The sequence below is a fragment of the Amycolatopsis sp. DG1A-15b genome, from assembly GCF_030285645.1.
GTDB lineage: Bacteria > Actinomycetota > Actinomycetes > Mycobacteriales > Pseudonocardiaceae > Amycolatopsis.
On the sequence record NZ_CP127296.1, the window covers coordinates 2,655,530 to 2,677,352 of the forward strand.

Genomic DNA, 21,823 nt, shown 5'->3' on the forward strand with positions numbered 1-21,823 from the left:
AGTGGGGGCCGTCGACCTCGGCGCGTCCAGCGGACGGGTGATGGCCGGCACGGCCGGGCCGTCGCTGCTGACGGTCGAGGAGGTGCGGCGCTTCCCGAACGGCGGCGTCCGCGCGGGGCCGGCGCTGTACTGGGACATCCTGGGCCTCTACCGCGAAACCCTGGCCGGCATCCGCGAAGCCGGGCGCCTGGACGGCGTCGGCATCGACTCCTGGGCCGTCGACTACGGGCTCCTGGACGACCGCGGCGCGCTGCTCGGCAACCCCGTCCACTACCGCGACTCGCGCACCGAAGGCGTGCTTTCCCAAGTCTTGGCGAAGGTGTCCGCGCGCGAGCTCTACGACGTGACGGGACTGCAGCAGCTGCCGTTCAACACGCTCTACCAGCTGGTTTCGGAAGGCGACCGGCTCGAGGCGGCGTCGACGATGCTGCTCATCCCCGACCTGCTGAACCACTGGCTCACGGGCTCGATCGGCGCCGAGCGCACGAACGCGTCGACGACGCAGCTCTACGACGTCCGTGCGCGGACGTGGGCGACTTCGCTCGCTTCGCGGGTCGGCATCCCACCGCGGCTGCTGCCGCCGCTGCGCGACCCGGGGACGGTGGTGGGGACGGCGGACGAGCTGTCCGGCCTGCCGGTGGTGGCGGTCGGCTCGCACGACACGGCGTCGGCGGTCGTCGCGGTCCCGGCGGCCCCCGGGACGAACTTCGCGTACATCTCGTCGGGCACGTGGTCGCTGGCCGGTCTGGAGCTGCCGGCACCGGAGCTGAGCGACGCGGCGCTGGCGGCGAACTTCACGAACGAGGGTGGCGTCGACGGGACCATCCGGTTCCTGCGCAACGTGATGGGCCTGTGGGTGCTGTCGGAGACGTTGCGCACCTGGTCGTGCCCGGAGGACCTCCCGGCGCTGCTGGCCGCCGCGGCTTCGTCACCCGCGTTGGCGGCGGTGGTCGACATCGACGCGCCGGCGTTCATGAGGCCCGGGGACATGCCGTCCCGGCTCGAGGCGGCTTGCCGCGCGACGGGCCAGCGCCCGCCGGCCGGCCGGGCGGCGGTGGTCCGCTGCATCGTGGACAGCCTGGCCCTGGCCCACCGCCGGGCGATCCACGCCGCGGCCCGCCTTGCCTGCCGTCAGGTCGACGTAGTCCACCTGGTGGGCGGCGGAGCCCGCAACGAGCTGCTGTGCCAGTCGACGGCGGACGCGTGCGGGGTCCCGGTGCTGGCGGGCCCGGTCGAGGCCGCGGCGCTGGGGAACGTGCTGGTCCAGGCCCGGGCGCTGGGGGAGGACCTGCCGGATCTGGCGGCCATGCGGGCTTTGGTGCGCGAGACGCAGGAGATCCGGCGTTACGAGCCATCGGGAACGGCGGACTGGGCGGCGGCGGAGGCCCGGCTGTTCGGCTGACGGCCCAGGCCACCGTCCGGGCCGCGTGGCCGACGAATGGTCCCGGTCGCCACCGCGGCTCAGAGGTTGATGTCGCCGTGCACGTCCCGGAGCTGCACGACCTTGCCGGTGACGTTCCCGGTCACGGAGTTGTGCACGTCCCCGTGCGAGCCCGGCAGCTTCTCCCACTCCGTCCGCAGCGCCTCCGCGAACTCCCCGTCCTCCGCCTCCGCCTCGTACAGCCGCTCGGCCAGCGCCGTGATCGGCCGGTCGTCGTCCGGGGCGGCCGACGCCGCCTCCAGCACCGCGACGGCCGTGGGGTCCTTGGCGAACTTGCGTCTGACCAGGTCGTACAGGCCGGTCGCACCCTTCGCCGCCAGTGCGGCGGCGATGGAGACCAGGATCGGTTCGGGCATGGGTCCAACCTAGCCGCGCACCTGCGCCGCGAGCTACAGCCAGCCCCGCTCGTCCGCCATCCGCACGGCTTCCACCCGGTTGCGCGCCCCGGTCTTGGCAATCGCCGCCGACACGTAGTTGCGCACGGTCCCCTCGGACAGGTACAGCCGCGAAGCGATCTCCGCGATCGTCGCCCCGCTCCGCGCCGTGATGAGGACATCGCGCTCGCGGGCCGTCAGGGGCGATTCGCCCGCCGCCAGCGTCGCCACCGCCAGCGCCGGGTCCACCACCCGCTCCCCGCCGCGGACCCGGCGGATCGCGTCGGCGAGCACGTCGGCCGGGGCGTCCTTCACCACGAACCCGGCCGCGCCCGCCTCCATCGCGCGCCTGAGGTACCCCGCCCGCCCGAACGTCGTCAGCATGACGATCCGGCAGTCCGGCACCTGCGCGGCCAGCACCGCCGCGGCCGCCAGGCCGTCCAGGCCGGGCATTTCGATGTCGAGCAGGGCGACGTCGGGCCGGTGCTCGCGAGCCGCCGCGACGACCTCGTCCCCGCGGCCCACCGAGGCGACCACCTCGAAGTCGTCCTCGAGCGCGAGCAGCGCGCACAACGCCTCCCGGACCAGCGCCTGGTCGTCGGCCAGCAGCAACCGGATGGTCACACCGTCACCCGCAGCCGCCACCCGTGCGGGTCCAGGGGACCCGCCGAAAAGCACCCGCCGGCCGCGAGGACGCGCTCGCGCAGCCCGTCGAGCCCGGAACCCCCGCTCGCGACCCCGCCGCCGCCGTCGTCGACGACCTCCACTGTGGACGCCGAGAGCGTCACCGAGCACCGCGTCGCCCGCGCGTGCCGGGCCACGTTGGTCAAGCCCTCCCGCACCACCCAGCCGAAGAGCTCCTGGTGCGCCGGGCCGACCACGTCGGTGGCCGTCGGCAGGTCCGCGGCCACCCCGCACGCGCGCAGCAGTTCGCGGCCGCGGGCGAGCTCGCCGGCCAGGGTGACTTCGCGATACCCCGACACGGCCGCGCGGACGTCGGCCAGCGCCTGCCGCGCCAGCGTTTCGACGGCCGCCATCTCCTCGCCCGCGCGGGTGGCCTCCGCCGTGACCAGCCGCCGGGCCAGGGTGCTCTTCACCGTGATCGCGGTGAGCGAGTGGCCGAGCAGGTCGTGCAGGTCCCGCGCGATCCGGGTCCGTTCGGCCTCGGACGCCAGCCGCGCGACCTCGGCGCGGGCCTCGACGAGCGCGGTGTTCGCCCGGATCGCCTCGGCGAACGCGGACACCACGAGCACGGTGAACACGAGCGCGACCGCCTGCGTCCAGCCCGGCCCGCCCGGCCAGGGCCCGGCGACGGCGGCGAGCGCGGCCGCCGCCACCAGCCCGATCGCGAGGCGCCGGGGGAGCCGCGGCACGGCGAGGGAAAGGACGACGGCGGCGAGGAAGAAGGCGTCGGCGCGGGCGAACGGGATCGCGACGGCGAACAGCACGGCGCAGCCACCGGTCAGCAGCCAGAACGGCCGCGTGGCCCGGCGGGCCGCCGCGGTCGCGGCGAGCAGGTAGCCGACGGCGAAGGCGGCCACGACCAGGCAGCCCGCGAAAGCGGCGGGGCCCGCGGAATGCTGCAGCACGCCGGCCACGGTCACGGCCGGGTAGACGAGCATGCCGGCGTCGAGCAGCCGCAGCCGCCAGCCGCGCACCCAGCGCTGCACGTCCCTCGTCCCGTCCACCACCGGCACGCTACCGTCCCCGCGGTCGCCGGCCGTTGACCAGCACGGTCACCCCGAGCAGCAGCAGCCCGCAGGCGGCCTGCTCGATCCGCAGCCACAGCGGGAACAACCCGGGCCACCCGACGATGACGGCGATCGCCACCAGCATCACCGCCGAGACGATCCGCAGCCGCAGGAGCCCCTTGCGCGAACCCCGGGCGGCGCTGCGGGCGAAGGCGAACGTCAGCAGCGAACTGGCGACGACGATGGTGGCGCGCACCCAGACCGCGTCGGTCACCATCGCGGGGTGGTCCCGGAACAGGACGATCACGCCGAAGGTGAGGACGGAGAGCGCGGCGTACGCGCCGGTCAGCAGCAGCACCGGCCGGTAGCCGGCGGTTTCGGTTCTGGTCATGCGGAAATGCTCACCGCGCGGGCCGGCGGCGGGCAGTGCCGTCCCGCACCGGCCACCCGTGACATTTGTCAGCGGGCCAGTTGCCGGCAGCACGGGGAGAGCGCTCTCACAGCGTGCTAGAAAGGACGGGTGACGACGCAGCCGCCCACCCTGGAGGACGTCGCGCGGGTCGCCGGGGTTTCGCGCGCCACGGTGTCCCGGGTGGTGAACAGCGTGCGCAACGTCGACCCGAAGCTGCGTGAGACGGTCGAACGCGCCATCGCCGACACCGGGTACGTCCCGAATCGCGCGGCCCGCTCGCTGGTCACCCGGCGCACCGGCGGGATCGCGCTGGTCGTGTCCGAACCGGAGCGGCACGTCGAAGCGTTCACCGGTGGCGTGTTCGGCGACCCGTTCTTCGGCCGGGTCGTCGAAGGCGTGCTCGCGCACCTGCGCCCGGAGGGGCTGCACCCGCTGCTGATGCTCGTCGACAGCGACGAAGAGCGCGAGAAGCTGGTGCCGAAGCTGCGCCAGGAACAGGTGAGCGGCGTGCTGCTGATCTCGCTGCACCCGGCGGAAGACCCGCTCCCGCGCATGCTGACCGGCGCGGGCGTCCCCACGGCGTTGTTCGCGCGGCCGGCCCGCCCCGCGCCGGTCTGCTACGTCGACGTCGCCCACCAGGACGGCGCCCGGCTCGCGGCCGGCAGGCTCGTCTCGCGCGGCTGCCGCCGTGTCGCCACGATCGCGGGCCCGGCGGGCACCCCGGCTGGGCAGGACAGGCTGGCCGGGTTCCGCGACGCGATGGCCCGCCACGGTCACGCGTACGTCGCGGTCGCCGAGGGCGACTTCACCGAACAGGGCGGCGAACGGGCCATGGAGCGCCTGCTCGCCGAGGACCCCGAGCTGGACGGGCTCTTCGTGGCCAACGACCTGATGGCCTACGGCGCGCTGACGGTGTTGCGCGAGGCCGGCAAGCGGGTCCCGGACGACGTGGCGGTGGTCGGCTTCGACGACAGCCGGGTCGCGCTCAGCTGCCGCCCCCGGCTCACGACGGTCCGCCAGCCGGTCGAGGAGATGGGCGCAATGATGGCCCGGATGGTGCTCGACCGCATCGCCGACCCGGCCCTGCGCGCGGAGTCGGTGATCTTCGACCCGGAACTGGTGGTCCGGGACTCGGCCTGAGCACTAGGTTCGGAGGCATGCTCGAGACCCAGCGGAAACCCGTGCCGCGCAACGACGGCGGTGAGCTCGACACCGCGACGGCGTTCCTGTCGTTCGCCCGCGAGTGCGTGCTCAAGAAGACCGACGGCCTGTCCGAAGAGCAGCTGCGCCGGGTCCTGGTCGGCTCGGGCACCACGCTGCTCGGACTGGTCCACCACCTGACCTTCGCCGAGCGGGTCTGGTTCGGCCACCACGTGGCGGGCGACCCCGACCCCGGGGACGTCGGAATGGACGTCCCCGACGGGCTCACCGCCCCCGAGGTCCTGGCCGGCTACCGCGCGGCGATCGAGGCGAGCGACGCGGCGATCCGGGCCGCCGGTGACCCGGACACGCCCTTGGCGGTGCCGATCGACGGCAAGTCCCACACCCTGCGGTGGGTGCTCGCGCACATGACGAGCGAGACCGCCCGCCACGCGGGACACGCCGACATCCTGCGGGAGCAGATCGACGGCGTGACCGGCCGCTGATCTGTCCGGGACAAGTTCCGCGCAATGGTCTGGACATCGGCCGATTTCCTGTGCTCAGATTTCCAACGTTGTAACGCCGCCGAGTCCCCTTCACCGGAACGGAGTTCCGCCGTGCGGACCAGAACAGCGAGAACCATCCGGCGGGCCTGCGCGCTCGCCGTCGCCGGGAGCGCCGTCGCGGCGGTGGCCGTCGCGACGCCCGCCGTGGCCGGGCCCGCGCGCCAGACCGTCACCGCCGGGAACGCCCGCTTCCAGGTGCTGTCCCCGACCTTGATCCGCACCGAGTACGCGGGCGACGGCCGCTTCACCGACGCCGCCACCTTCAACGCCGTCGGCCGTGGTGCCTTCACGCCGACGCCGTACACCAGCACCGTCGCCGGCGGCGTCCTCACGATCAAGACGAGCGCGACGACGCTGACCTACCGGCTGAACTCCGGCCCGTTCGACGGCGGCAACCTCGAGGTCCGCACGACCGCGGGCGCGACCCCGGTGCTCGCGGCCCCCTGGCACCACCTGACCTGCGCGGCCGGCGCCCGGTGCGAGGCCGAAGACCTCACCACCGACGGGCTCGGCGTCGCGACCGACCACTCCGGTTACACCGGCGAAGGCTTCCTCGCCGGCTTCGAAAGCACCGGGAACTCGGTGACGGCGGACGTCCTCGCGCCCACCGCGGGGACCTATTCGGTGACCGCGCGCTACGCCAACGGCCAGGGCGGCGACGGCCAGCACGTCACGCGCACCCTGAGCGTCTCGGTCGACGGCGGCGCGGCACAGAAGCTCACGCTGCCCGCGACGGCCGACTGGAACGCCTGGGCACTGGCCTCGGTCCCGGTCACCCTGGCCGCCGGGCACCACAGCCTCCGCCTCGAGCGGACCGCGGCCGATTCCGGCAACGTCAACCTCGACGGCCTGGCCGTGCTGACCGCCGGTGCGCCCTTCCCGCCGGCCTCGGCGCGCGCGTTCGGCGGCTGCCCCGCGGGGACGAGCTGCGAGGCCGAAGCCGGGTTGCGCTCGGGATCGGCCGTCGTGGCGGCCGACCACACCGGGTACGCCGGGCGCGGGTTCGTCGCCGAGCTCAACCGCGGCTCGACGCTGACCCACCGCGTCTCGGACGTCCCGGCCGACGGCACCTACCTGCTGCACGTCCGCTACGCCAACGGCACCGGCGGTGACGGCCGCCACGAAATGCGCACCGCGCCGGTCACCGCGAACGGCGTCACCCGCACGCTGACGCTGCCGATCACCGACGGCTGGGACGCCTGGAAGAGCGCGTCCGTGCCGGTGGACCTGAAGGCGGGCACGAACGACGTCGTCCTCGGCTGTCCCGAGGACACCAGCTGCCACGTCAACGTCGACACCGTCGCCGTCACCCCGGCCGGGGGCACGGCGCCGCCGGCGCACCTCGCGCTCGGCGGCTACCGGCGCGGTCTCGACGGCGTCAACGGCGACAACGGCGCGCCGTCGACCACCGAAGGCCTGCTGCACCAGGACGGCTGGTACCTGCTCGACGACACGATCTCCGCGCTGTACGACACGCGGACCCGCGCCGTGACGCCGCGGCCGTCGCACGGCGGGAACCCCTACCAGGACGGTTACTTCTTCGCGTTCGGCCACGACTACAAGGCCGGGCTGCGTGACCTCGCGACGCTGACCGGGCCGCCGCAGCTGCTGCCGCGCTGGGCCTACGGCGTCTGGTACTCCGAGTACATCGACCGCACCGCGGCCGACTACCGCGACACGATCCTGCCCCGGTTCCGCAGCGAAGGCGTCCCACTGGACGTCCTGGTGACCGACACCGACTTCAAGGCGCCGGACACGTGGAACGGCTGGCAGTTCGACACCGCGAAGTTCCCCGACCCGGCCGGCTTCTTCGCCTGGTCGAAGGCCCAGGGCCTGCACAACAACCTCAACATCCACCCCAGCATCATGGGATCGGACCCGCAGTTCGCCCGCGCCCAGGCGACGGCGAAGGGCAAGCTGGCCAAGTCGAACTGCGGTACCGACTGCTACGTCTTCGACTGGGGCGACCCGGACCAGCTCAAGGCCTACCTCGACCTGCACGCCGGCATGATGAAGCAGGGCAACGACTTCTGGTGGCTCGACTGGTGCTGTGACGCCTCGCGCTCGAGCCTGCTTGGCGTGACCCCGGACGCGTGGATCAACCAGCAGTACGCCGACCTCGCGGCGCCCGCGACCGGCCGTGGGTTCGTCATCTCGCGGGCGTACGGCTCGCTGCAGGCCGGCGGCTACGGCGGCCCGACGGGGCTGGCGACGGGGCCGTGGGCGGACAAGCGCAGCACGCTGCACTTCACCGGCGACACGTCCTCGACGTGGGGAACGCTGCGGATGGAGGTCGGCATCACCCCGGCGGAGTCGGCCGCGACGGGGATGTCGGCGATCAGCCACGACATCGGCGGCCACAACGACACGACGGGGCTGCGCGGCAGCGAGACCTACACCTCCGGCGGGCAGCAGCGCCAGACGGCCAAGCTGCCGGACGACCTGTACGCGCGGTGGGTGCAGCTCGGCACGTTCCAGCCGATCGACCGCCTGCACAGCAACCACAGCGACCGGCTGCCCTCGCAGTACGGCGACGCGGCGAAGGCGTCGGCGACGAAGTTCCTGAACCTGCGGGAAAACCTGGTGCCCACCACCTACACGCTGGCGCAGGAAGCAGCCACGACGGGCGTCCCGGTGGTGCGCCCGACGTACCTGGAGTACCCGGACGAGCCGGCCGCGTACACGGCGGCCCAGAGCGAGTACTTCTACGGGCCGGACATGCTGGTCGCACCGGTGACCTCCCCGGGCACGTCGGCGACGACGTCGGTGTGGTTCCCGCCGGGCCAGTGGACGGACTACTTCACCGGCAAGACCTACGCGGGCGGGACGACCCAGCAGGTGACGTCCGACCTGGGCACGATGCCGGTGTTCCTCCGCGCGGGCGGCATCACGGCCACGCGGACGGCCGACGTCGCCAACGACGTCCAGAACCCGCTGAACCGGGTGACGGTGACGGTGGCGCCGGGTGGATCCGGGACGTTCTCGCTGTACGAAGACAACGGTGTGTCGTCGTCGCGTTCGTCGTCGACGAAGATCACCTACAGCGAGCGCTCCGGGGCGCACACGGTGACGGTGTCACCCGCGCAGGGCTCGTTCCGGGCGGCACCGTGCGAGTGGACGGTGAAGTTCCTCGGCGTGGCGGCGGCCCCGAGCCGGGTGAAGGTCGGGAACGGCTGGGCGCCGTCGACGGCGTGGAAGTGGGACGCGGCGACGAAGACGCTGACCGTGACCGCTCCGGCCCACCCGGGCCGAGGGCCGGTGACGGTCACGTACTGAGCCTCCGGCGGGCGGAGCCGGAAACGGCCGTCGAGGCCACGGATCACCGTGGCCTCGACGGCGCTTTCACGCGAGCAGCTCGCTTTCTTTCGTTCCCTCGGCGCCGACCTCCCGCGCCAGGTCGCGGGTCTCCGCGTCCGCGCCGTTCGCCTGTTCGCCGCCGGCCAGCACGACGAGCTGGGCTGCGTGCGCCCGCAACAGGGGGACCAGCCGCCGGTCGAACGCGGCACCCTGCTCGCTCCGCAGCGCGACCAGATCGGCCGCGGTGACCATGCCCGGCATCCGATGTCCACTGTGGACTTCACTCGCGGGCAGCCCCGCCCGGTCGCGGACGGCCCGCAGGCGGGCCAGCAGCCGTTCGTGCGGGCCGGTGATTTCGCCGGCCGCCGAGCGGACCGCCGGGCTCGCTGCGTGGTCCGGCGCGAGCCGGGCCGCCGCCAGTGCGTTCTCCGCCATCGGCACGACCAGCTGCAGCCAGGCCACGTCGGTGGGGTTGACGGCCGCGGGTACGGGACCGGTGGGGGCAGTGGTGGCGCATCCGCCCATGGTCAGTGCCACCACCGCCCCCACCCCCAGAGCCCGCCGGCTCACGGCCGGCCGGGCAGCCGGTAGTTCGGCCCCAGCACGCCGCCGCGGTCCGGCTTGTAGAGGTCGAACCCGCGCGGATCGCATTGCAGGCCGCCGTTGATGCAGTGCGTCACCAGCGCCGCCAGCGTCTCGGGGTCCCACGCGTTGAAGAAGTCGTAGTGCCACGAGTACCCGCGTCCGCTGGCCAGGTGCACGCCGGACATGTCGCCGCTCACCGGGAACGCCATCTTGAACTCCAGCATCGGCACGGCGACGGGGTGATCGGCCGGGCACGTCAGCGTCGCCCGGTCCGGGTACGCCAGGTGGCTCTTGTGGTCGGCCGAGTCCAGGTGGACGCCGTCCCAGCAGCTCGGCGCCTGGTAGCGGATGTTGAGCTGGCTGCCGGCCACGCACCGCACGGGGATGTCCCAGTTGTGGAAGCTGTCCCCGCACTCCCAGCCCTCGATCGCGCCGGGCGCGTGCTGGAACTCGTCCTGCGTCGCCGTGACGCTCCCGGCGACGTACCGCAGGCCGGGCGGGAACGGCACGACCTTCGTGTAGTCGAGGATGCCGGACTTGTAGTAGACGACCTGCGCGAAGTTCGGCAGCACCACCTGGTTCCCGTTGTACACGGTCGGGAACCAGTACGCGGACAGGTCGTCCGGCGCCAGGCAGGTCGTGTTGCCGACGCCGGCACGCTGCAGGGACTGCAGGGTGGTGCCCGCGTTCGTGGTCTTGTTGCCGAGGAACGTGTGGTCGTGCGAGGCGCCGGGCAGCCCGGGGAAGAGGATCGGGTCGTCCGGCTGGTGGTGACTCGGGGAGCAGTTGACCTGGAACTCGTGGTGGGTCACCAGGTCGTCGGCCCCGGCGGGCGACCAGGTGGCCGCGGTCAGGAAGGCGCCTGCCAGCACGGTGGCGGCGGTGCAGGCGAGGAGCGCGGCTTTCGTTGCCAAGGGTCCTCCACGGTGAGGGTGCCAAGGATGGGAGAGCGCTCTCCCACAGCATGCGCAGCTCGGTGCGAACCTGTCAAGGAGCACCCGATTCCCCGGTCGGACAGTCATTGTCGGGTTTGCCGGCGATCCTTGACAGCGCAGGGGAGTGTGCCGAACCATCGGTCGCGCTGGAGAGCGCTCTCCGAGTGCCGTTCCCCTGTCGTACGGGAGTCATCGTGGACCGACCGTCGCTCCTCCGCGCCGTCCCGGCGCTGGTGGCCCTGCTGGTGCTGGGCCTGCTCGCCGTCCCGTTCCCGGCGCACGCCGCCACGCTGCTTTCCCAGGGCAGACCCGCGACCGCGTCGAGCAGCGAGGGGGCCGGCACACCGGCGTCGGCGGCCGTCGACGGCGACCCCGGTAGCCGCTGGGCGAGCGCCTGGAGCGACCCGCAGTGGCTGCAGGTCGACCTCGGTGCGCCCGCGGACGTCAGCCAGGTCACCCTGAACTGGGAAGCCGCCTACGCGACTGCCTACGAAATCCAAGTCTCCGACGACGCTGCGTCCTGGCGGACTGCATACAGTACGACGACCGCGGCCGGCGGGATCCAGACGCTCACCGTCACCGGGCACGGCCGGTACGTGCGCCTCTACGGCACCCATCGCGTCGGCGGCTACGGCTATTCGCTCTGGGAGTTCCAGGTGAGCGGTACGCCGGGACCGCAGGACGGCTCAGGCGTCACCCGAGTGACCGGCACCCAGGGGAACTGGCAGCTCACAGTCGACGGGATACCGTGGACCGTCAAGGGACTCACGTGGGGCCCGCCGGTCGGCGAAGCGGCGAGCCGGATGCCCGAACTGCACGCGATCGGCGTCAACACCGTCCGCACCTGGGGTACCGACGGCACTACCCGGCCACTGCTGGACGCCGCCGCGGCCAACGGCGTCAAGGTGATCAGCGGATTCTGGTTGCAGCCCGGAGGCGGCCCGGGCAGCGGCGGCTGTGTCGACTACACGACGGATACGAACTACCGGAACACGATGCTCGCCGAGATCCGCAAGTGGGTCACCGCCTACAAGGACCACCGTGGCGTGCTGCTGTGGAACGTCGGCAACGAGTCGATCCTCGGGATGCAGAACTGCTACTCCGGCACCCGGCTGGAGCAGGAGCGGATCGCCTACACCCGCTTCGTCGACCAAGCCGCGCAGGCGATCCACGCCATCGACGCGAACCACCCGGTCACCTCGACCGACGCCTGGACCGGCGCGTGGCCGTACTACCAGGCGTACGCGCCGAACCTCGACCTCTACGCGGTCAACTCCTACGCCCACGTCTGCCAGGTGAAGCAGGACTGGCTGGCGGGCGGCTACACGAAGCCGTACGTCATCACCGAGACCGGCCCGGCGGGCGAGTGGGAGGTGCCGAACGACGGCAACGGCGTGGCCGCCGAGCCCACCGACCAGCAGAAGCGTGATGGCTACGGCAACGCCTGGAACTGCGTGCTGGCCCACCCCGGGGTGGCACTCGGCGCCACGCTCTTCCACTACGGCACCGAGGGCGACTTCGGCGGTGTCTGGTTCAACATCACCACGGGCAACGAGAAGCGGCTCGCCTGGTACGCGGTCCGTACGCTCTACAGTGGACAGACGGGCGGCAACACGCCGCCGGTGATCACGTCGATGAACCTCAGCCGCGGCACCGACGTCCCGGCGGGCAGCACGTTCACGGTGACGGCCGGGGTGTCCGATCCGGACGGTGACCCCATCACCTACACCATGGGCTACAACAGCAAGTACATCAACAACGCCGCCGGCCTGATCCCGGCCTCGTTCACCGGGAACGGGACGTTCACCGTCACCGCGCCGCAGCAGCCGGGCGTCTGGAAGCTCTACCTCTACGCGCGGGACGGTCACGGCAACGTCGGCATCGAGACGCGCTCGCTGCGCGTGATCGTCCCGCAGTGACTTGTTGTCAGCCCTCGGCAAGGCAGAAGAGGTGTCCTTCGGGGTCCTGCAGGACGGTCCAGTCGCCGCCGCCCGGCTGGAAGTCCGGCTTGGTGGCGCCCAGGGTCAGGAACTCCTCGACCGCGCCGGCGAGATCGCCGACCCGCAGGTCGAGGTGGGCGTGCTTGGCGGCGTCCGGCCAGGCGGGGCCGCGGTAGCCCGCGACGCGCTGGAAGCCGAGGCCGACCGGGCCGCCGCCGAGCTGGACGGTGTCGTCGTCGGTGTGGGTGACTTCCCAGCCGAGCGCCTTGGCGTAGAAGGCGGCGAGCGCGGCCGGGTCGGCGCAGTCGAGGACGACGGTGGTGAGTTCTGCGGGCACGGGATGACTCCTGTCGTTGGGCTTTCGTCGGGTGGCAGCCTGCCCGCCGTCCCGGGCCGCGGTCTTGAAGATCCTTGCGGGGCGGAAACCGTCGTACCCCCGGCGTACCGTCCGGCTCGTGCGTGAAGCAGTCGAAATCGTGGCCCGCCCCGGGTATTCGGTGAACGTGGTCCGGTGCGCCGACGACCACACCGGCTGGTCGGCGGCGGAGGTCGCGGCCGGCCACCGGATGGTGCTCGTGCGCCGGGGCCGGTTCCGCAGGCGTGTCCGCGGACGCCGACCCGACGGCGGCCTACCTGGCCGAACCCGGCGACGAAGAGCGCTTCGCGCACCCGGCGGGCGGAGACGTCTGCACGTCGGTGGAGTTCGGCGCGCGGTTGTGGCGCCGTCTCGCGGGCGATCGGGCGGGGCCGTCGGCGGTGTACGTCGACGGCGCGCTCGAGCTCGCCCACCGGCGCGTGGTCGCCTCGGCGGCCGACCCGGACTACGCGCTGGCGGAACAGCTGCTGGCGCTGGTGGGCGGCGCGATCACCCAGGCGGCGCCGGCCTCGACACCGGCGTCGCCGGGGCGGGGCGACGACCGCGCGATGGTCGCGCGGGCCCGGGAAGCGATCGTGGCGGACGACCCGGCGGCGGCCGGGCTGTTCCCGCTGGCGGAGTCGCTGGGGGTGTCCCCGTACCGGTTGAGCCGCGCGTTCCCGCGCGAGCTGGGCGTTTCGCTGACGCGCTACCGCAACCGGGTCCGGGTCGGCCGGGCCCTCGAGCGGCTGGAGGCGGGGGAGCGGGAGCTGGCCGTGCTGGCGGCGGACCTCGGCTTCGCCGACCAGGCCCACCTGACCCGCACGGTCCGCGAACACACCGGAGCACCACCGGCGGCCGTGCGGCGGCTGTTGGCGCGGTGAGGGGGGTGGGGCGGCGGCGCGGTGCGGGGTGAGGACCAGCGCGGTGAGGCGGTGTTGCGAGAAGGGGCGGCGCAGACGGTGGGGCTAGGCGCGTGGTCACCCCCAGCGGCCACGTGAGTCACCCGCGGGCCGCTGCGCCACCCCGGGCCGGTGTCACGTTTCCGAAACACCGGACCGGAGTATCGTAGTCTTTCCGGCACAGGCTGTGTCAAGTTTTCGGAACAGCTACGCTGTCCGGTGTCACGTTTCATGGCTGCAGGTGGTGTGTGGTGAGTGAAGAGCGCAGTTTCGCCGAACGGCTGGCGCACCTGATCGCGAGCGTGCACCCGCCGGACCGCAAGCCGTACTCCTACCGGGAGATCGCGCACGGCGTCGCCGAGCAGACCGGTGTCACGATGTCGGCGACCCACGTCCAGCAACTGGCCGTCGGCGCGCGCAAGGACCCGAAGCGCTCGCACATCCAGGCGCTCGCCCAGTTCTTCGGCGTCCCGGTGACGTACTTCTTCGACGACGAGGTCGCCGGTCAGGTCGACCGGCAGGTGGAAGACGTCGTGGCGTGGCGGGACAGCGAGGTGCGGAACCTGGCGCAACGGGCCATGCAGCTCTCGCCGCGCGACCGCGAAACCGTGACGGCGCTGCTGGATCAGCTCAGCAGCTACGACGAGACCCGGCGTCGCGCCGGCCGGCGGCGGAAGCCGGAGTGACTCCGGGTGGCTCGGCTACGATGACCTCGTCCGTGTTCGCGCCCCGGTGCACCCGGCTGGCGCCCGGTCACCAGGGAGGACCCATCGACGAGCGCGGCCTGCCGGCCCTCCGCGACCGGGCACGCGAGCGCGTGCGGACGGTGCTCGCCGCCGTCCCGCTCCCGCGGCCGTGGTCGATGAACGCCTGGGTCGACGGCCTCGAAGCGTGGCGGGGGCGCGAGATCGACCTCGTCCCGATCGCGTACCGGCCCGGACAGCCCTCCGGTGCGTGGCAGGCCCGCCCCGGCTACGACCTGATCGCCTACACCGAGCGGACGTCGGCGCTGCACCAGGACCACATCATCGCCCACGAGCTGGCCCACATGCTGTGCGCGCACACCGGAACCTGCCTGCTGTCGGAGGCCGAGGCCGCCGAGCTCGCCCCGGACCTGGCGCCGCGGGCGTTGTCGCACCTGCTCACCCGCGTCACGACCGGGACCGACGAGTACGAGGCCGAGCTGATCGCCGTGCTGCTGATGAGCGCGGCGACGAGCGAGCCACCCGCCGTTCAGCCGGGTGCGTCCGGCCGGGCGGCGGACCAGGCTAGGCGGCTGGCGGCACTCCTGGGATAGTCGCGTCCCGTGATCGACATACTTTTCGTCGGAGTGGGGCTCTTCGCCCTGTTCGCCGGAATCTGGCGAGCGGCCCGCGCGCGGCGCACCGGCGCGGGCGCGGGCCTGGCCGTCTCGCTCATCGCGCTGGGCGCGGCGTTCTGCTTCCTGTCGAACCGGGCGCAGCAGTTCGAGAGCGAGCTCTACCCGAGCCTCGGCCGGCTGCTGTCGAACCTGGCGACGATGGTCGCGGCGTACGGCATCGGCCTGACGGTCGCGGAGATCAGCGGCACCCGCGACCGCGGCCGCCGCACCCGGCTGGTCGCGCTCGGCGTGGCGCTGACGGTGCTGGTGGTGACGTTCTTCAGCACCTCGGGGCTGCCGCGCGGCATCGGCCTGTTCGACGAGCTGTACCGCACGCACCCGACGCTGGTGGTCTACGTCTTCACCTACACGGTGTACCTGGGCTTCGCCGTGCTCGACATCGGCTTCGTGGCGGCGGTGACGATCCGGGTGAGCGGGGGCGCGCTGCGCGCGGGCCTCGCGCTGTTGCTGCTGGCGTCGGCGTTCGCGGTGGCCTACCTGGGCGGGAAGGTGGTCGGGACGATCCGCGCGCTGCAAGCCGATCACCCGGTCAAGGCGTTGTGCCGCGGGCCGTTCTCGACGCTGCCGTGCGCGCTGGACGTCGGGTTCCCGGCGGTGTCGGTGCTGCTGATCGTCCTGGGCCTGACGATCCCGGCGGTTCCGGGCCTGGCGGCTTCGCGGCGCGACGCCCGGACGCTCCGCCTGCTGGAGCCCCTGCGCGCCCATCTGACGCGGCGATTCCCGGAGATCGCCCGCATCGATCCGGCGGGGTCGTCCCGCCGCGAGCGGCTGCTGACGGCGATGAGCGAGACCAACGACGGCTTGATCCTGGCCGGCGCGACCCCGGACCTGCCGCCGGCCACGGTGGCGAGACTGGTGCGCGACCTGCCGGACGAGCCGTCCGAGACGGAGCCGCCGCCCACCGCGGCAACGGAACCGTTCGCCGCGGACGTGGCCCGGCTGCGCGCGATCGCCCGTGCGTACCGGAAGCCGGCGGGAACGACGGCGGCCGAGACCACCCGTCAGTGAAAGGTGGCGTCGCTCAACCGCGGAACGGTGCTTCCAGCCGCGGCTCCCAGCCGCCGTCCGTGAGCGCCACCAACTGCAGCGCCTGCGCGCGATCGGTCAGCGGCAGCAGCGGCCGCACTTCCTCGGCCACTCGCGCGAGAGCGTCTTCCGAACCGCCCATCGCGACCGTCAGGTGCGCGGCCGGGCGCGGACCGAACCGCCCGCCGTACGGCTGAACCTCCGGCCACCGAGCGCACACCGCGTCGGCGATCGCCTGGAGCGCAGGAGCCGCGAGAGCCACGAATCCCGGCGTCACCACCAGCTCCGTCAACCGGACGTCCGGAGGGGGCACGGCGGCCGCCGTGGCGCGGACCTCCGCCAGGACCTCGTCGGTCAGCGACGCGTCCGGCAAGAACGGGTACAGCGCCGTCACGTGGGCAGGCACGCCTGGACGGACCAGAGCGGGATCGACCCGCCGGGCCGCGGCCAGCGCCGGCTCGGCGGCGGGCAACAGGATCAGCAACGCGGTGGTTCCGGGCGCGGGCACCCCCGCATCATGGCAGTCAGGCGACGGCGATCTCCGGGAACCGCCCGGACCGGGCCAGCGCAAGGCTTCGCCGGCACAGCTCCACCAGCTCCCGGTTGGCCCGGCTGCGCGGCATCACCCCGCAAAGCCCGCACCGGATGGTGACCTCGCCCGCCAGTTCGTCCACCGCGACCAGCGCCTGGTGGTCACAGCGACGGCACCACCGGTACCCGATGGCCGGGTTCGTGTGCACCGGCGACGCCACGCAGTCGTGCAGCCAGCGGCGGTGGATCCGGCACGTCACGCGGTCGGTCGGGTCCAAGCCGCCGGCGTCCTCCACGTGGTCTTCGCGCGCCAGGGTCGCCGCCAGCAGTGGCTGCCGTGGTGCCGCCGGCCGGTCCTGCGGGTTCGGCGCGGCCCACGCGTGGTGGTCGCCGCATCGGCACTTCTCGGTCATGTCGCCCCCAGTGGTCGGGTCGTTCATCGGGTCGAGTGTGAGCGGGGCAACAGAGTGCGGACAACCGGGAAAGCGCGCAATTTCGACCGGCGGCACGTCACCCGCGGTAGGCGGATGAGCGGACTTCGGTGCACGGGTATGCGAACATATGTTCTATGACCGACGAGGGGCCTATCCTGCACGCCGACCTCGACTCGTTCTACGCCTCGGTCGAACAGCGCGACGACCCGGCCCTCAAGGGGCGGCCGGTGATCGTCGGCGGCGGGGTCGTGCTCGCGGCGAGTTACGAGGCCAAGGCCTACGGCGTGCGCACCGCCATGGGGGGCGCGCAGGCCCGCCGGCTGTGCCCGCACGCGGTCGTCGTGCGCCCCCGGATGTCGGCCTACCTCGCGGCCAGCCGGGCGGTCTTCGAGGTCTTCCACGACACCACGCCATGGGTGGAAGGCATCTCGATCGACGAAGCGTTCCTGGACGTCGGGGGGCTGGCCAGGATCGGCGGGCGGCCAAGCCGCGTCGCCGAACGGCTACGCGCCGCAGTCGCCGAGCGGGCGGGGCTGCCGATCACCGTCGGGGTGGCGCGGACGAAGTTCCTCGCCAAGGTCGCCAGCCGCGTCGCCAAGCCCGACGGCCTGCTCGTCGTCCCGCACGACGGCGAGCTGGACTTCCTGCACCCGCTGCCGGTTTCGGCGCTCTGGGGCGTCGGCAAGGTCACCGCCGAGAAGCTGCGGGCCCGCGGTATCACGACCGTCGGCCAGCTGGCCGCGTCCGAACACGTGGACCTCGTCGGCCTGCTCGGCCGGGCCGCCGGGTCGCACCTGCACGACCTGGCGCACAACGACGACCCGCGGCGCGTCGAGCTCGGCACGCGGCGGCGCTCGATCGGCGCCCAGCGGGCCCTCGGGCGCGGCAGGCGGACCCCGGCCGAGCTCGACGTCGTGCTGGTGGCGCTGATCGACCGGATCGCCCGCCGGTTGCGCGCCGCCCGCCGCGTCTGCCGGACGGTGACGATCCGCCTGCGCTTCGCCGACTTCTCCCGCGCCACCCGTTCGCACACGCTGACCGACCCGACCGCCGGCACCGGCGTGCTCCTCGCCGCGGCGCGGGAACTGCTCGTCGCCGCGCTGCCGCTGATCGCCGACCGCGGGATCACCCTGCTGGGTGCGGCGCTGTCCAACCTGGCCGACGAAAACCCGTTCCAGCCGGCCTTGCCGTTCGAACGGCAGCGGGCGACCGAGCTCGACACCGCGCTGGACGCCGTGCGGGACCGGTTCGGGAAGGCCGCCGTCACCCGGGCGGTGCTGCTCGGCCGGCCGGACGACCTCGAAGTGCCGATGCTGCCCGACTGAGGGTTCCCGGCAGGCGGGCCAGGACCGGCCGGGCAGGGCGGGCCCGGCAGGGGGCCAGGACGGGTAGGGCGGGCGGTGGCTGCTGCGGCGACGGTGCGTGCGCCGGCCTCCGCGTCACCTGCGGGCAACACCGGACCCGGCCCTGCTGCGAAAGCCCCACCACGCGGCGAAAGTCCGGTCAGCCGGGCCGGCGCGGAAGGCGCGCGTGCGCCAGCGAGGAAAGCGCGGCGGGCCGCAGCGCGTCGGTGCGCCGCCACAGCCGCGCGGCGACGCTTTGCCGCTGCCCGGCCTGTTCGAGAACGTCGAACCCCGCTTCGCGCAAGAGCTCGGCCAGGGCCACGGGGGAGAGGAACGTGCGCCACGGCTCACCCTGCGCGGCGGCCACCGGACCGACGGCTTCGGCGTAGCCGTCCCCGGCCGCGTCGCGCAGTTCCGCCGGCAGCAGGTGATCGGCCACGATTTCCGATCCCGGCGCGAATCCGCCGAGCTCCCGCAATGTCGCGGCAATCGCCGTCCGCGTCAGGTAGACGGTGACACCGAGCCAGCTGACGAACACGGGGCGAAACGGGTCCAGTCCACTCTGGACGAGCCGTTCCCGCAGTCGTTCGGCTTCGAAGTCGACCGGGACGAAGGTGACCGAAGCCGGTTCGGTGAGGCCGGCGCCGGCCAGCAGTTCCCGTTTGACCACCTGGGTCGCCGGGTGGTCGACCTCGAACACCCGGAATCGTCGCGACGTGGTGCGATACGCGAACGAATCGAGCCCGGCACCGAGAATCACATACTGGTCTATACCGGAATTGCCGCGCATCAGGCGCGCTTCGGCGAACCGGCTCCGGCACACCGCTTCGGCGCGGGCGCCGGCCAGGACCGGATGGGTACCGTGGAGCCGGTGGTAGGCCAGGAGTTCCTCGGCGCGGTCGCCGAGCAGGCGGGCCGCAAGGGTATCGGAGAAGATGAGTGGCTCGCTGTCGACCAGCAAATGTGCCGCTCGCGCGGCCGCGGCCGTGAAGGCGGCGTGACTGACGCGGGGAGCATTAGCGGGAAAACCGGAGTGGCGCATACCGCCACGGTACCGATTCGATTTCGAGCATATCACAAAATTGAATCTTCGACAAGACGACGAGCATTTCGGCTCCGTTGCGGTCACTCTGGACGCGGGCGAGCCGCTCGCCCGGGCGGCCATTGTGGACGCTTCAGGGTGTCGCGCGTGCCGGGCATGATTCGACAGGTTAGGGTCAGTCCGACCGTGTTCTGGAGAAGATGAGGAACGACGAATCATGGCGCAACGGGTGCAGGTCCAGATGGTGGACGACCTCGACGGCAGCGAGGCTTCGCAGACCGTCCCCTTCAGCCTCGACGGGGTGACGTACGAGATCGACCTGTCCGAGGAGAACGCCTCCGCGCTGCGGGACGAGCTGGCTCGCTACGTCGGTGCCGCACGGCGCATCGGCGGCCGCAAGGTTCGCCTCGCGACCGGCCAGTCGCTGTCCGGCCCGTCCGGCTCGGGCACCGACCGCGAGCGCAACCGGCAGATCCGCGAGTGGGCGCAGGCGAACGGCTACGAGGTTGCCGAGCGCGGCCGCCTGTCCAGCGAGATCATCGCCGGCTTCGAGGCCGACCAGGCCGCGGCGGCCGAACCGGCCGAAGCCAAGCCGGCGCGCAAGCGAGCGACCCGCAAGAAGTCTTGAAAGCCGTGCCCGTGCCGGCGAAGCCGCGCCAGTAGGCGCAGCTTCGCCGGCCGGCTGCCGCCTGACCGGGTTCAGGTGGCGTTCGGTATTCCCTTCGTGCCTCGCTGTCACGCATCCGGTTCGATGTGGACCGCGGCGCCGGTTCCCGGCACCGCCAAACGGGCATCACGCCATCCGGCGGGCGCCGAAAGCTTGTCGGAGAGCGGCTTCGATGGCCAGACTGTCAGTGCTCCGCGCGGCCGGTACCGCTGCGGAGCACCGGTCCGGTGGCCGCCTCCTCCCTCGATGGCCACCGGGCCGCCTCCTTTTCGCGGCGTGACCGCCGTCGACGAAGCCGCGGCGCCACGGCCCGCCCTGCTCCGGCTCGTTGCCGCGCTCCGCCATCCGGGCGCCGACGTTCCTTTCCGATGGACATCTGTCGCGGACAAGCGCACACTCGGTCTTCTCCATACTGCATACAATCTTCAGTTTGGCAGGAGGCGGTCGGCGTGGCCGAGGTGCGCGAACTGCGGGACGTCTACGGACGGCGGTACCGCGTCGGTGAGTCCGACCGGGAGCTGCTCGGCCGGCCGCGGGCGTGGATCACCGGGCTCGCCGCGGCGGCCATGCTCGCCGCCGGGGTGCAGCAGTACGGCTTCGGCGCGATCGTGCCGTCGCTGAGCCGGACGCCCGGCTGGACGTTCGGCGGGATCGTCCTCGCGCTCGCGGTGTGGGCCGTCTGCCAGGCCGGGGCCGCGTTCCCGGTGGCGTGGCTCCGGGATCGCGGCCTGCTCCCCGCCCCCGCGGCGATGGCGGCCGGCGCGGTCCTGTGCGCCGCCGGGCTCGTGACGCTCGGCCACGCGACCGGCCTGACCGCCGTGTTCCTCGGCTACTCCGTGCTCGGCGGGCTCGGCACCGGTCTGGTGTACGCCACGTGCATCGGCGCGGTGCTCGCCTGGTTCCCCGACGCCACCGGCTCCCGCGCGGGCATCGTGAGCGGGGCGTTCGCCTGCGGCAGCGTTCCCTTCGTCGTGCTCGCCGCCACCCTGCCGGCCGCGCGCCCGGCGCTCTTGGACGTCACCGCCGCCGTCGTGCTCGTCGTCATCGCCGGGTGCGCCGCACTGTTGCGGTACCCGCCGCGGCACTGGTGGCCCGCCACGCCCGAACCCCGGGCCTGGGCGCTCGACCGGGCGCACAACCGGAGTCCCGCGGTCCGGCACTACCGGCCGGCGGAACTGTTCCGGTGCGGTACGACGCTTTCGCTGTACCTCGTCGTCGTGCTCGCGGCCGCCGTCCTGCTGTTCGACCTGGCTTACCTGGCGACGTTCACCGCCGCGCGCGGCGGGCCCGGGCTCGCCGCGGCCGCACTGGCGCTGCTCGCCGCGGCGACCGGCAGCGGCCGGGTCCTCATCGGACGGTTCGCCGACCGGCTCGGCCGGCACCGGATCCTGCGGTTCGCGCTGCTCGCGGGCGGTGTCGCCCAGTTCGTGCTGTTCTACTCCGGGGCCCACCGGCACCCCACCGGCCTGCTGGTGGGCGTGGTGCTGGCCGGCCTCGGCAACGGCTGCTGCTACACGCTGCTCGTCGGCCTGGTGCGCGAGTACTTCGGCGAGGAGTCGGCGGCGCAGAACTTCGGGATCCTCTACAGCGCCAAGGCCGTGGGTGCCGTGGTGGGGATCGGGCCGGCCACGCTGGTCGTGACGGCGCACGGGTTCGCCGGCGCGTTCACCGCGGCCGGGGTGCTGAGCCTGGCCGCGGCGGTGCTGTCCGGGCGGCTGTCCCAGCCGGGCCGGCCCAAATCGCTGCTGCCGGTGGCGTGAC

22 protein-coding genes are annotated in these 21,823 nt (G+C 73.0%); 12 read left to right on the plus strand and 10 right to left on the minus strand.

Annotated features, from left to right (window positions below):
- Window position 1 precedes the first annotated feature (1 nt).
- Entirely contained in the window at window positions 2–1,402 is a 1,401-nt protein-coding gene (locus tag QRY02_RS12040; protein WP_285993822.1) for a rhamnulokinase, read from the plus strand.
- A gap of 59 nt (window positions 1,403–1,461) precedes the next feature.
- Here the strand turns inward: QRY02_RS12040 and QRY02_RS12045 are convergent, their stop codons facing one another.
- Genes QRY02_RS12045 through QRY02_RS12060 form a run of 4 tightly spaced genes read right to left on the minus strand, consistent with a single transcriptional unit; the run spans window position 1,462 to window position 3,897 of the window.
- Window positions 1,462–1,797, minus strand: a complete 336-nt coding sequence (locus QRY02_RS12045; RefSeq protein ID WP_285991610.1) for a hypothetical protein — start codon at window positions 1,795–1,797, stop codon at window positions 1,462–1,464.
- Between the two features lie 33 nt (window positions 1,798–1,830).
- A complete protein-coding gene (locus tag QRY02_RS12050; RefSeq protein WP_285991611.1) occupies window positions 1,831–2,439 on the minus strand; it encodes a response regulator transcription factor in 609 nt (202 codons plus the stop codon).
- The gene (locus QRY02_RS12055) at window positions 2,436–3,503 is read right to left on the minus strand and encodes a sensor histidine kinase (RefSeq protein ID WP_285991612.1); all 1,068 of its coding nucleotides are present in this window, start codon (window positions 3,501–3,503) and stop codon (window positions 2,436–2,438) included. The genes QRY02_RS12050 and QRY02_RS12055 overlap by 4 nt, the downstream gene beginning before the upstream one ends.
- A gap of 10 nt (window positions 3,504–3,513) precedes the next feature.
- Window positions 3,514–3,897, minus strand: a complete 384-nt coding sequence (locus QRY02_RS12060) for a hypothetical protein (RefSeq protein ID WP_285991613.1) — start codon at window positions 3,895–3,897, stop codon at window positions 3,514–3,516.
- A 129-nt stretch (window positions 3,898–4,026) separates the two neighbouring features.
- Here QRY02_RS12060 and QRY02_RS12065 point away from each other — a divergent pair, with 129 nt between their 5' ends.
- From QRY02_RS12065 to QRY02_RS12075, 3 genes are all read left to right on the plus strand, one after another.
- Complete coding sequence (locus QRY02_RS12065) at window positions 4,027–5,058, plus strand: LacI family DNA-binding transcriptional regulator (RefSeq protein ID WP_285991614.1); 1,032 nt, start codon at window positions 4,027–4,029, stop codon at window positions 5,056–5,058.
- A 17-nt stretch (window positions 5,059–5,075) separates the two neighbouring features.
- Window positions 5,076–5,564 carry a DinB family protein gene (locus tag QRY02_RS12070; protein ID WP_285991615.1) on the plus strand — a complete coding sequence of 163 codons (489 nt, stop codon included), beginning with the start codon at window positions 5,076–5,078 and terminating at the stop codon, window positions 5,562–5,564.
- Between the two features lie 111 nt (window positions 5,565–5,675).
- Entirely contained in the window at window positions 5,676–8,900 is a 3,225-nt protein-coding gene (locus QRY02_RS12075) for a TIM-barrel domain-containing protein (RefSeq protein ID WP_285991616.1), read from the plus strand.
- Window positions 8,901–8,966: 66 nt separating this feature from the next.
- On the opposite strand, the gene QRY02_RS12080 is transcribed toward QRY02_RS12075, so the two are convergent.
- Together QRY02_RS12080 and QRY02_RS12085 are read right to left on the minus strand one after the other, a co-directional pair.
- A complete protein-coding gene (locus tag QRY02_RS12080) occupies window positions 8,967–9,461 on the minus strand; it encodes a DUF305 domain-containing protein (RefSeq protein ID WP_285991617.1) in 495 nt (164 codons plus the stop codon).
- A 26-nt stretch (window positions 9,462–9,487) separates the two neighbouring features.
- Window positions 9,488–10,420, minus strand: a complete 933-nt coding sequence (locus tag QRY02_RS12085) for a DUF1996 domain-containing protein (protein WP_285991618.1) — start codon at window positions 10,418–10,420, stop codon at window positions 9,488–9,490.
- 215 nt (window positions 10,421–10,635) lie between these two features.
- On the opposite strand from QRY02_RS12085, the gene QRY02_RS12090 reads away from it, so the two are divergent.
- Entirely contained in the window at window positions 10,636–12,360 is a 1,725-nt protein-coding gene (locus QRY02_RS12090; RefSeq protein ID WP_285991619.1) for a discoidin domain-containing protein, read from the plus strand.
- Window positions 12,361–12,367: 7 nt separating this feature from the next.
- Here QRY02_RS12090 and QRY02_RS12095 read toward each other — a convergent pair whose 3' ends face one another.
- Entirely contained in the window at window positions 12,368–12,718 is a 351-nt protein-coding gene (locus QRY02_RS12095) for a VOC family protein (RefSeq protein WP_285991620.1), read from the minus strand.
- 263 nt (window positions 12,719–12,981) lie between these two features.
- On the opposite strand from QRY02_RS12095, the gene QRY02_RS12100 reads away from it, so the two are divergent.
- The 4 genes from QRY02_RS12100 (at window position 12,982) to QRY02_RS12115 (ending at window position 16,027) form a co-directional block, all read left to right on the plus strand.
- Window positions 12,982–13,620 (plus strand): helix-turn-helix domain-containing protein, encoded by a 639-nt coding sequence (locus QRY02_RS12100; protein WP_285991621.1) that lies wholly within the window; start codon window positions 12,982–12,984, stop codon window positions 13,618–13,620.
- A 269-nt stretch (window positions 13,621–13,889) separates the two neighbouring features.
- Window positions 13,890–14,324, plus strand: a complete 435-nt coding sequence (locus QRY02_RS12105) for an XRE family transcriptional regulator (RefSeq protein ID WP_285991622.1) — start codon at window positions 13,890–13,892, stop codon at window positions 14,322–14,324.
- A 20-nt stretch (window positions 14,325–14,344) separates the two neighbouring features.
- Window positions 14,345–14,935, plus strand: a complete 591-nt coding sequence (locus QRY02_RS12110) for a hypothetical protein (RefSeq protein WP_285991623.1) — start codon at window positions 14,345–14,347, stop codon at window positions 14,933–14,935.
- Between the two features lie 9 nt (window positions 14,936–14,944).
- Window positions 14,945–16,027, plus strand: coding sequence for a hypothetical protein (locus QRY02_RS12115; RefSeq protein ID WP_285991624.1), 1,083 nt, complete (start codon window positions 14,945–14,947; stop codon window positions 16,025–16,027).
- 13 nt (window positions 16,028–16,040) lie between these two features.
- On the opposite strand, the gene QRY02_RS12120 is transcribed toward QRY02_RS12115, so the two are convergent.
- Together QRY02_RS12120 and QRY02_RS12125 are read right to left on the minus strand one after the other, a co-directional pair.
- Window positions 16,041–16,553, minus strand: coding sequence for a 2'-5' RNA ligase family protein (locus QRY02_RS12120; RefSeq protein ID WP_285991625.1), 513 nt, complete (start codon window positions 16,551–16,553; stop codon window positions 16,041–16,043).
- A 16-nt stretch (window positions 16,554–16,569) separates the two neighbouring features.
- Window positions 16,570–17,016 carry a hypothetical protein gene (locus QRY02_RS12125; protein WP_285991626.1) on the minus strand — a complete coding sequence of 149 codons (447 nt, stop codon included), beginning with the start codon at window positions 17,014–17,016 and terminating at the stop codon, window positions 16,570–16,572.
- 128 nt (window positions 17,017–17,144) lie between these two features.
- Between QRY02_RS12125 and dinB the strand changes: the two genes are divergently transcribed.
- Window positions 17,145–18,335 (plus strand): DNA polymerase IV, encoded by a 1,191-nt coding sequence (gene dinB, locus QRY02_RS12130; protein WP_285991627.1) that lies wholly within the window; start codon window positions 17,145–17,147, stop codon window positions 18,333–18,335.
- A 178-nt stretch (window positions 18,336–18,513) separates the two neighbouring features.
- On the opposite strand, the gene QRY02_RS12135 is transcribed toward dinB, so the two are convergent.
- Window positions 18,514–19,395 carry a class I SAM-dependent methyltransferase gene (locus tag QRY02_RS12135; RefSeq protein ID WP_285991628.1) on the minus strand — a complete coding sequence of 294 codons (882 nt, stop codon included), beginning with the start codon at window positions 19,393–19,395 and terminating at the stop codon, window positions 18,514–18,516.
- 217 nt (window positions 19,396–19,612) lie between these two features.
- Here QRY02_RS12135 and QRY02_RS12140 point away from each other — a divergent pair, with 217 nt between their 5' ends.
- Both QRY02_RS12140 and QRY02_RS12145 read left to right on the plus strand, forming a co-directional pair.
- Entirely contained in the window at window positions 19,613–20,023 is a 411-nt protein-coding gene (locus tag QRY02_RS12140; RefSeq protein ID WP_285991629.1) for a histone-like nucleoid-structuring protein Lsr2, read from the plus strand.
- A gap of 488 nt (window positions 20,024–20,511) precedes the next feature.
- Window positions 20,512–21,822: an OFA family MFS transporter gene (locus tag QRY02_RS12145; RefSeq protein ID WP_285991630.1), complete on the plus strand. Its 1,311-nt coding sequence runs from the start codon at window positions 20,512–20,514 to the stop codon at window positions 21,820–21,822.
- The last annotated feature ends 1 nt before the right edge of the window (window position 21,823 follow it).